Origin of the sequence: Vibrio sp. 10N.286.46.A8 (assembly GCF_041470165.1) — a bacterium.
Classification (GTDB): Bacteria; Pseudomonadota; Gammaproteobacteria; order Enterobacterales; family Vibrionaceae; genus Vibrio; species Vibrio tasmaniensis_A.
The window spans coordinates 1-10206 of record NZ_JBFRLX010000217.1 but is presented as its reverse complement, the minus strand read 5'-3'; the positions used below and the strand labels follow the sequence as shown (position 1 = coordinate 10206).

Genomic DNA, 10206 nt, shown 5'->3' with positions numbered 1-10206 from the left:
CGATTCAACCGTTAATTCCATTGGCTCACGAGGTTCTAACCCGTGACGGAATGTACGTGAACGCGGAGGCATCTGGTATTCGATATCAGAAGCTTTAGGCATGCGCTTGAAACGGTAAAGGTAGAAATTCTCTACTTTCTCACGAGCCCACTCTGTTTTCTTCAAGTATTTAACGGCACTTGCTACTGTCGGCTTAGTGTTAAAGCAGTTCATGCGCATTGCTGCATCCAAAATTTCCCAACCGTAATGATCCACTAATTCGTTGATCATAGTTTCAAGCTTTAAGCCATGCAGTGGGTTGTTTTGTTGCAGTTCGATTCTTTCTTCTTCAGTCATAACATTACCTTTTCCAAGGCAACTAAAGGCCTTGAATTTACTCTAGAACACCGTCATCACTGACCGCTTCTAGCTCAATCATTTGGGCATATCATCCATTGCCCTTATCTATGCCTTTATGATGGCATAAAGCATGCTCGTTATCCTATTTATCTTTCAATTTAATTTTAATATGCTCACTTACCATCCTGATGTTGCGTGTAATACAGCCGCCCCTACTAAAAAGGGTCTGTCTTAAAGATCCACCAAACTAGCTCAAGTTAACAAAAACCATGATAGAAGAATGAAATATCCCTACTTTATCAATGGAATTTAAACTTATTAGAACGCAGTGTTGCTAATTAACAGTAAGGTGCTATGTTAGAAGTGGTATAGAAACCTACTAATAATGATATTAAACAATGATATAACTATAAATAAAGGTTGGCTTTGACCATGTTTGACTACTCCCAAATCAGCAGAGTAGCCGCCCAAGATAAAGACATTATCGCTATCGTTGATGATCTCTTTCGGCTAGCTCGCGAACATTACCCCATTCTATCTAGGCTTTCGGTCGTGCTGTGCAATGAAAATAGAGCATCGAATTATTTTGTTTCGGATACTCTGTGCCAAGAAGCTGAGCATCGCTACATCGAGCAAGAACTAAAGCCAGAATCAGCTTTATCTAGAATGGCTGAGTCTTTAGATACTCGAATCATCCACGACCTCACCACCATTAGCCCAACCAAACAAATATCTCACTTGCTCGATATCGGTCATCAAAGCAGTTACACAACACCTATTCATCATCAAGAAAGTAATCTTGGGTTTGTGTTTATCAATGCTTCATCAACGGGGTTCTTTGCTAACCAAACCATCCAGTGTGATATCGCTTATCTCACTCAAGTGATCTCTAGCCTTTTCATTCAATGGTTTGAGCGCCAACGTCACTTTCAATCCTCTTTAGCGATTGCTTTAAACATGGGTCATGCGAGAGACCCAGAGACTAAAGAACACCTTATTCGCATGGGTAAATACAGTGAACACATTGCTCGTACTCTGTCGCACAGCAAGGAAGAAATTACGCACCAATTCATTCACCGAATTCGGCTGTATGCGCCCTTTCACGACATAGGTAAATATCGAATTCCAGATAAAGTGCTATTCAGTAGCGCACGCTTTAATGAAGAAGAACGAGCCGTCATGGACAACCACACCTTGTACGGTGAAGAAATGATTAACAATGTGGTTGCCCTATCATGCCATAGCGCGATGTGTTCTGAGGAAATCCAATTCATTAAAAATATCGTACGTCATCATCATGAAAGGTTTGATGGCACAGGGTTGCCCGATGCTTTGAGTAACACAGCAATACCGCTCGAAGCACGCATCGTGACATTAGCCGATGTATTCGATGCGCTGATGAGCAAAAGAGCCTATAAGCACGCGTGGACACTCGATGAAGTCATGGATTACATTGAGGCTCACTCGGGTTCGATGTTCGACCCTGAGTGTGTTGTGGCTCTTAAACAGAACCTAGATGGCTTTATGGCAATTAGGGAGCAATACAATGACGATGTTCAACCGCACGTCATGACAGCTTGATCTATGACACCTTGAACTGTAACGCCTTGGTTGTGTAGACCAAAGAAAAAGCCAACCAACAAAAAAGGATGCCAATTGGCATCCTTTTGTTTTCTAGTTTTCAGCTGAAAGAACGAACGTGTTCTTTACTGATTCTAACTAACGATTATACGTCGTAAGTTGTAGAAGCAGTGTCGCCGCCTGTACCAGTCCAGTTTGTGTGGAAGAATTCACCACGTGGACGGTCAGTACGCTCATAAGTGTGAGCACCGAAGTAGTCACGTTGAGCTTGTAGAAGGTTCGCTGGAAGACGAGCTGTAGTGTAGCCGTCTAGGAACGTTAGTGCAGAAGTCATACATGGCATTGGGATGCCTGATTCCATAGACTTAGCTGCAACTTTACGCCAAGCGCCCATGCAGTTGTCTAGGATGCCTTTGAAGTATGCATCTGAACCTAGGAAAGCGATTTCTGGGTTCGCTTCGTAAGCATCACGAATGTTGCCTAGGAATGCAGAACGGATGATACAACCGCCACGCCACATAAGTGCAACGTTACCGTAGTTTAGATCCCAGCCGTTTTCGTTCGACGCTTCACGCATTAGCATGAAACCTTGAGCGTAAGAGATGATCTTAGAAGCAAGTAGAGCCTGACGGATTGCATCAACCCACTCTTGCTTGTCGCCTTCAACTGGAGCAACAGTTTTACCGAACAGTTTCTCAGCTTCAACACGTTGGTCTTTAAGTGCAGATAGGCAACGAGAGAATACAGACTCAGTGATTAGAGTCAGTGGTATACCCATGTCTAGTGCGTTGATACCTGTCCATTTGCCTGTACCTTTTTGGCCAGCAGTGTCTAGGATCTTCTCAACTAGCGCTTCACCGTCTTCATCTTTGTAGCCAAGGATGTCAGCAGTGATTTCTACTAGGTAGCTATCTAGCTCAGTTTTGTTCCAGTCAGCAAATACAGCCTGCATTTCGTCGTGGTTCATACCCAGGCCATCTTTCATGAACTGGTATGCTTCAGTGATAAGCTGCATGTCACCGTATTCGATGCCATTGTGAACCATCTTAACGAAGTGACCAGCACCGTCGTTACCAACCCAATCACAACAAGGCTCACCCGCGTCAGTTTTCGCAGAGATACCTTGGAAGATAGGCTTAACCGCTTCCCAAGCTTCAGGAGAACCGCCTGGCATGATAGAAGGACCGAAACGAGCGCCTTCTTCACCACCAGAAACACCCGTGCCGATGAAGTGGATGCCTTTCTCACGAAGAGCGGCAACACGACGGTTAGTGTCTGGGAAGTTAGTGTTACCACCATCAATGATGATGTCGCCTTTGTCTAGAAGTGGTACAAGCTTGTCGATGAACGTATCTACAACATCACCAGCACGAACCATAAGCATCACTTTACGTGGCGCTTCTAGCTTCTCAACTAGCTCTTCTAGAGAGTAAGCACCAACAATGTTAGTACCTTTAGCTGGGCCTTCTAGGAACTCGTCTACTTTCGCAGCAGTACGGTTGTGAGCCACAACTTTGAAGCCGTGGTCGTTCATGTTTAGGATAAGGTTCTGACCCATTACTGCTAGGCCAATTACACCGATATCACCTTTCATTATTTTATCTCCTTGCGGCTATTCGCACTTATGCGATAGCACTTGCTGCATTTGAATCTAGGAACCACTCTGTCTCGCCAGTTTTAGACTGGATTTTCGCTGCCGGGTAAGGCAGTTCTGAAGCAGGAGTTGTATGAATTTCTTTAACGATCTCAACTTTACCTGCACCCAGTACTAGGTAGCTGATTCGTTTTGCTGCTTCTAAAACTTTCGCTGTTTTAGAAACACGGATCTGGCCTGACTCTGGGTGAGAAGCTAATACAGATAGGTTCTCATCTTGGTAGTCAGTTGCCCCCGGGAATAGTGAAGCTGTGTGGCCGTCTGCGCCAACACCTAGCAGGATCCAATCGAAAACAGGCGTGCCGTTTTCTGTTGGAATCACGTCTGCCATTTCTTTCGCGAAACGCTCTGCTTCTGCTTTTGGCTCATCTTCACCACGGATGCGGTGGATGTTTTCAGCAGGAAGGTTTACTTGAGTAAACAGCAGTGCGTTTGCTTCGCCGTAGTTGCTTTCCGCATCGTCTGGTGCCACACAACGTTCGTCGCCCCACCAGAAATGAAGGTTATTCCATTGAATGCCTTCTGCGTATGGCGCTTGAGCTAAAAGCTTGAAAAGCATTTTTGGCGTGCTGCCACCCGACAATGAAATGTGAACAGGTTTACCCTGCTCGCTGTAAGCTTTCATTTCGTTTGCTAGGTTTTCAACGACTAATTCAGGCGTTGCAAAGATCTTGTGATTGATCATAGTTCGCAGTAATCCGTATCTGTTAAGTTTTTGCATGGGAAACGCCATGCGCGGCCATCACGCTGCAGAAGCTCATCGGCTTCTTGTGGGCCCCAAGTACCACAAGCATAGCCAAACAGTGCTTGAGGGTCTTGCTTGAAATCTAAGATCGGTTGAACGTACTTCCAACATGCTTCTACTGCATCGGTACGTGCAAACAGAGTCGCATCACCGTTCAGTGCGTCAAGAAGAAGACGCTCATAAGCCGTTAGCATCTGAGTCTCAGGCAGATCAGAGTAAGAGAAGTTCATTTTCACTTCTTTTGCTTTGAAACCTGCACCTGGCTCTTTCAAACCAAAGCTCATCTGAATACCTTCATCCGGTTGGATACGGATAATCAGTTTGTTCTCTGGTGCATCTTGACCAAACACTGGGTGTGGTGTGTTCTTAAAGTGAATCACAATTTCAGTCACACGTGTTGGTAAGCGTTTACCCGTACGTACGTAGAAAGGAACACCATTCCAGCGCCAGTTATTGATGTGTGCTTTAAGACCAATGTACGTTTCAGTACGAGAGTCGTCTGCGACACCATGCTCTTCACGGTAACCTAGTAAGTGCTGACCACGAACATCTGATGCTGTGTACTGACCTAACACTAAGTCTTTACGCAAATCATCTTCTTCTAATGGTTTCAGACACTGAAGCACTTTAACCACTTCATCACGAATAGAATCTGCATTGATTTGAGCAGGTGGCTCCATACCAACCATTGCTAGCACTTGTAGCAGGTGGTTTTGGAACATGTCACGAACTGCGCCAGAACCATCGTAGTATCCGCCACGCTCTTCAACGCCAAGGAACTCAGCACCTGTGATTTCAACGTATTCAATGAAGTTACGGTTCCACAGAGGTTCAAACATCGCGTTTGAGAAACGAAGCACTAGAAGGTTTTGTACCGTTTCTTTACCAAGGTAATGGTCGATACGGTAGATCTGGTGTTCTTGGAAGTGATGATGGATCTCTTCATCCAGCGCTTGAGCTGATGCTAGATCGTAACCAAATGGCTTCTCAATAATCAGACGACGCCAGCCGTTCTTCTCATCGTTTAGGCCATGTGCAGCAAGGTTTGCTGGAATCACACCGTAAAGGCTTGGCGGGGTTGCCAAGTAGAACAATGTGTTATGGTTTTCGAATTGGTAGTCTTGCTCAAGCTTATCCAGACGTTGTGCTAGACGAGCGTAATCGTCTACATCTGAAGTGTTGATCGCTTGATAATGCAGATGTTCAATAAATGCATTCAGCGTCTCTGGCTCAGTTTTTTCCATTTCCTGAAGAGACTTCTTCAGCTTCTCACGGTAAGACTCGTCGCTGTACTCAGTACGGCTCACTCCAAGAATCGCAAAGGATTCTGGAAGTTGATTGCTAGCATACAGGTGGTACAAAGCAGGAATTAACTTGCGGTAAGTTAGATCTCCCGACGCACCAAAAATAACGATGCTGCTGTTTTCAGGTATTACCATCATCTTTCCTATAAAAACAAGGTTTTTAGTATTCGCCAAAGGTATCAGCGACATACGAAAATAGATAATAGGTCTTGGCTATTACATCAATAGCGAGTGCCTATTACACTTGAGAATGCGTTTGGTAAACGAGGGTGAAAGCTATCACCTCTATTCGGGACAGTATTGTCTATGAGTATTTGATTTACATCAACCACTGTGAAAGCAATCGATTAAATATTGACTGATTTCGAACAAATTATAATCGATAAGTCAGCTGTTCTATCTGGAAGAAGAAGCAAATCGGCATTCTCAAACATTGTAGTCAAGAAAGAACGGTATCTGGTCGGTGGAGTGAGCAATAAGAAAGGGAGAAAAAACCAAAACCAGCTTACTCAACTGGCTTTATATTTATTTGATAGCATCGCGTTTATCTTTGTGACTTGTTGTCGCTAAATCTATCTTCTAGCTTTATTGTAGCAGCGTTCTGGGCGACCTACTGACCCGTAATTTAAGTCAGCCACTAACTCGCCAGTCGTGATAAGGAATTCCAAATAGCGTCGAGCGGTGGTTCGACTAGCTCCAATACGTTCACCTGCCTCATCAGCTGTAATATCAGCAATGTCGGCTTGTTGGAAAATAGCTCTAATTTTATCAAGCGTTACACCATCGATCCCTTTAGGTAACGTAGAAACCTTTCGAGAATCTGCCTTGGCATTGGCTTGCAGCATCTTGTCGACCAAGCCTTGGTTTAAGTCCGACACACTTTCAAATTCTTGTTGTTGCGATTGGTACTTTTTCAGCGCTGCTTCCAAGCGAGGAAACATCACAGGTTTCAGTAGATAGTCGACTACCCCACCGCGCATCGCCTGTTGCAGTGTGTCGACATCTCGAGCTGCGGTAATCAGAATCACATCACAGCCCTGATTACTGCCACGAACGTGGTTCAAAATATCAAGTCCGCATCCGTCCGGCAGATACACATCCAATAAAACCAAATCAGGCTTTAAGATGTCCAATTGCATTAATGCTTCAGACTGTGTGGTCGCAATCCCGACCACATCAAAGCCTCCCATCTGTTCTAAATAACGATGGTGAAGCTCTGCAATCGCAATATCATCTTCAATGACCATGACTCTCGTGATTGCGTTCATTTATGTTCTTCCTTTAACCATGCTTTTTCCGTCACTACGATCTTTACTCGATCGCTCCGTGCTCAATTATTATTGTTGTTCTTCTTTCGGTAAATACACCGTCATGCGTGACCCAAAATCAGGGTTATCAACCATTTCTAATTGCCCTTGATAACGATCTGCAAGTTGCTTAATGAGATACAAACCAACACCTCTGTTCTGCTTCGCTTTGCTCGATACGCCTTTTTCGGTGAGTGCTTTGGTCGCCAAGTCTTTCGGCAAACCACAGCCTTTGTCTTCGACTTCCACTATGATTTCATTGCCAAAATCACTGATCGACACATCGATTACGCGACGAGCTGGTGCTATTGGCCCTTCTTGTTTAATTGCCATCATGGTGGCATCAAACGCGTTATCAATCAGGTTGCCAAGAATCGTCACGACATCCTCTGCGTTTAACCAAGCGGGTAATGCCTCAAGCCTTGATCCCTCTTCAACTTTAAGCTCCAAACCAATCTCTCGAGCTCGCTCTGTTTTGCCTAAAAGCATGCCTGCAATCAATGGATCTTTCACCGTCTCTCTTAAGAACTCAATTAAGCTCTGGTAATGAGCGGTTTCTTGACCAATCAATTGTTGAACAGAGTCCAGCTCGCCCATTTGAATCAAGCCACTAATGGTGTTTAGCTTATTTTGATGCTCATGGGTTTGCGAACGCAGTAGATCAGCATACTCTTTGGTTTGTGAGAGCTGGTCTGTTAAATCGTTGATTTCATCTCGCAATCGGAAGCTGGATACCGCCCCTACCACCTCACCAGCCACTATAATTGGGCTGCGATTAGCAATGATTCGCTTATTGTTCAGGTACAGCTCAACATCATGATCAGTGTCACCCGTTGATAACAGCTGCTCTAAATCACTGCCCACCAACACATCTGATAGACGTTGCTGATTGAGTGCTTTATCTCTGTCTATCGATAAAATATCGCAGGCACTCTTATTAATTGAACGCAAAATACCGCTCTTATCGATACTTAAAATGCCCTCTTTCACAGTACTCATGGTCACATCAAGTTCTACGTATAAACGGCCAATCTCTTCAGGCTCAAAACCCAAAATAGCGCGTTGAAAACGACGAGATACATAGCTTGAAATCACAGCATTAACCGCAACCACCAGCAAGGCCATCACAATCAAAAAGGCTAAGTAAGGTTCAATTCGATCTTGTAAAGAATCTAAGAGGTAGCCAACCGACACCACGCCAATGACAGTGCCTTGTGGGTCTTTAACCGCGGATTTCCCACGGACAGAGAAGCCAAGTGAACCTTTAGCCGTCGACACATAAGACTCGCCCAATACCAACGCTTTTTGGTTATCGCCACCACGCATTGGTTTACCGAGCCTGTCATCATAAGGGTGAATCAGGCGGATACCTTTATCATCTCCCACAACGATAAACGCCGCACCAATGAGTTGGGTAAGGTTGCGAAACTTAACTTGGGTTTCTTCAGACAAAATGTAGGGAACGCCATTAGGATCCAACGTTCCATTTTCTTGAATAATGCTGGTGACAAGTGGCGATTCAGATAGAAATTCAGCAACACCTAACGCTTTCAAACCCATCTCTTGCTCTTGAGATTGTTTGATGTAGTAAAAACCAGCACCTGAGAGTATCAAAAGCTCAACAAGGCCAGTGACCGTCATGATAATCAGTAACCTTTTACGGAAACTGATACTGCTCCATTTCATATTCCACCGTCCCTAGTGTTAGACGAATGATGTTAACACCAAGTTAATCGCATGACCTTTCTAGGTACGTGAATTTGTGACTGCTACTCAACTAAATAATTGAGCAGGTTGTTAATTGATAACCCTTTACGTTATTCACTTCGATTAATCGTTCGTTTTTAGAACGAATTAGCTTAAAAAGCAAAATAAACGAATAAATATTGAGCTAGATCACTAAGCTTTTAGGTGTTTTTTAGGTTGTTTAAAATAAATACAATTATAATAGTTGCATATGAAGAAGTTCGTTGTTGCCAAGCCATAAGTCATGATTTTCAGACCGCGCTTTAAATCGAAATTTAGATTAACAAAAAGGCAACAACCCTTCGCTCACTGGACGTATCTATAACTAAAAGTTGCACGCTCGTCGTTACGATTGTTGAACAAACAGGTTACCTACCTAACCTCATTCATACATCTCTATTTACGCGACAGACAGGTAGACAACTCAGAGGTGACTGATAAATCAGCGCCCAATAATAAAACATTGATGAGCAGGAAGTATCGATCAGTGGCAACGTCCGATAGAAACAGGATAAAAAACATAACGTATAAACATTGTTGAAAAGGAAACCAGGCAATGAAACGCGATAACTTTGGAATTTGTCTTACTAAGACTATGCTGTTCAAACACTTACAATCGACTTTTACTCACGTAAGAGCCTATGAGAAAGACGGAACCTCTCCTCTTGATCTCAAGGTATTGTTAGCGTTCCCGCAAATGTCAGGTAGAGATTTATTACAAACAATGCAAGGTTCAAGACAATTGGTGTGGCGCGCCGATCACCATTGTCCTAGCTTTAAATAAGCCACTTCATTTTGTAAGAACACTTCTATACTGAATTTAAAGAGCACGCTTTGTCGTGCTCTTTTCGTTTCAGTGATCTTTGTAGCCCACATCACGTACTTTATTACATTAACTTAACGAGTTATGAGAGTTTCTAAGCATGTGAGACAATCATCTCAAGACAAATGACTATCACCCTGTTAACATTAGAGTTAATGCTCTAAATGGTATTTAATGCAGATGACCAAACCAAAATTCCGACACCTTGCGCTCGCCAGTATGCTTCTCGGCACATTTGCTTCGCCAGTTTTCTCTGCCCCGCTCACTTTTTCTGAAGCGTGGCAAATATTGCAAGAGAACAACAACTCACTTGCGGCTCAACAAGCCAACGTTGAACGTTATCAACACCTTCAGAATTCAACCAGCAGCCTTAATCTACCTTCGATCACCTTGGGGGCTAACTACACGCACCTTGATAGTGATGTGACAATTAATGGTGAACAGTTCAAAAATAGCTTAAGCGGCGTGCCAAATTTAGGTGCAGTTGGAGGTATTCTTCAGCCTATATTAAGTGGGCTTGGCGGTGTTACCTCAACCATCACCGAACAAGACATCTTCAGCTCTTCCATCCGTGCTATTTGGCCTATCTTTACTGGCGGACGAATTACCGCTGCGCAAACTGCTGCCGAAGGTAAAAGCGAAGAAGCGCAAAGCCAACTTCTGATGGAGAAACAGGCTCGCTACGAAGACTTAAGTAAATATTACTT

9 protein-coding genes are annotated in these 10206 nt (G+C 43.8%); 3 read left to right on the top strand and 6 right to left on the bottom strand.

From position 1 onward, the window contains the following. Positions 1-336, bottom strand: a 336-nt coding sequence (locus AB4232_RS19180) for a VF530 family DNA-binding protein (protein WP_372087772.1), incomplete at its 3' end; no start/stop codon positions are given. A gap of 423 nt (positions 337-759) precedes the next feature. On the opposite strand from AB4232_RS19180, the gene AB4232_RS19175 reads away from it, so the two are divergent. Beyond that, positions 760-1920 (top strand): HD-GYP domain-containing protein, encoded by a 1161-nt coding sequence (locus AB4232_RS19175; RefSeq protein ID WP_102257299.1) that lies wholly within the window; start codon positions 760-762, stop codon positions 1918-1920. Positions 1921-2065: 145 nt separating this feature from the next. Here AB4232_RS19175 and gnd read toward each other — a convergent pair whose 3' ends face one another. The 5 genes from gnd to AB4232_RS19150 all read right to left on the bottom strand — a co-directional run bounded on the left by gnd (position 2066) and on the right by AB4232_RS19150 (position 8571). Continuing rightward, positions 2066-3514, bottom strand: coding sequence for a decarboxylating NADP(+)-dependent phosphogluconate dehydrogenase (gnd, locus tag AB4232_RS19170; RefSeq protein WP_004733587.1), 1449 nt, complete (start codon positions 3512-3514; stop codon positions 2066-2068). Positions 3515-3542: 28 nt separating this feature from the next. Then, positions 3543-4259 carry a 6-phosphogluconolactonase gene (gene pgl, locus AB4232_RS19165; RefSeq protein WP_065104019.1) on the bottom strand — a complete coding sequence of 239 codons (717 nt, stop codon included), beginning with the start codon at positions 4257-4259 and terminating at the stop codon, positions 3543-3545. After that, positions 4256-5758 carry a glucose-6-phosphate dehydrogenase gene (gene zwf / locus AB4232_RS19160; protein WP_029222938.1) on the bottom strand — a complete coding sequence of 501 codons (1503 nt, stop codon included), beginning with the start codon at positions 5756-5758 and terminating at the stop codon, positions 4256-4258. The genes pgl and zwf overlap by 4 nt, the downstream gene beginning before the upstream one ends. A gap of 437 nt (positions 5759-6195) precedes the next feature. Further along, the gene (locus AB4232_RS19155) at positions 6196-6891 is read right to left on the bottom strand and encodes a response regulator (protein ID WP_009846579.1); all 696 of its coding nucleotides are present in this window, start codon (positions 6889-6891) and stop codon (positions 6196-6198) included. A 69-nt stretch (positions 6892-6960) separates the two neighbouring features. Next, positions 6961-8571 (bottom strand): ATP-binding protein, encoded by a 1611-nt coding sequence (locus AB4232_RS19150; protein ID WP_372087773.1) that lies wholly within the window; start codon positions 8569-8571, stop codon positions 6961-6963. 661 nt (positions 8572-9232) lie between these two features. Here AB4232_RS19150 and AB4232_RS19145 point away from each other — a divergent pair. After that, entirely contained in the window at positions 9233-9460 is a 228-nt protein-coding gene (locus tag AB4232_RS19145) for a hypothetical protein (RefSeq protein ID WP_009846577.1), read from the top strand. Positions 9461-9673: 213 nt separating this feature from the next. Further along, positions 9674-10206, top strand: a 533-nt coding sequence (locus AB4232_RS19140) for a TolC family protein (protein ID WP_372087771.1), incomplete at its 3' end; no start/stop codon positions are given.

Excerpts from the sequence above, each read along its gene's own strand:
- gnd (WP_004733587.1), bottom strand. The coding sequence starts at position 3,514 with ATGAAAGGTGATATCGGTGTAATTGGCCTAGCAGTAATGGGTCAGAAC.
- pgl (WP_065104019.1), bottom strand. The coding sequence starts at position 4,259 with ATGATCAATCACAAGATCTTTGCAACGCCTGAATTAGTCGTTGAAAAC.
- zwf (WP_029222938.1), bottom strand. The coding sequence starts at position 5,758 with ATGGTAATACCTGAAAACAGCAGCATCGTTATTTTTGGTGCGTCGGGA.
- AB4232_RS19155 (WP_009846579.1), bottom strand. The coding sequence starts at position 6,891 with ATGAACGCAATCACGAGAGTCATGGTCATTGAAGATGATATTGCGATT.
- AB4232_RS19150 (WP_372087773.1), bottom strand. The coding sequence starts at position 8,571 with ATGACGGTCACTGGCCTTGTTGAGCTTTTGATACTCTCAGGTGCTGGT.
- AB4232_RS19145 (WP_009846577.1), top strand. The coding sequence starts at position 9,233 with ATGAAACGCGATAACTTTGGAATTTGTCTTACTAAGACTATGCTGTTC.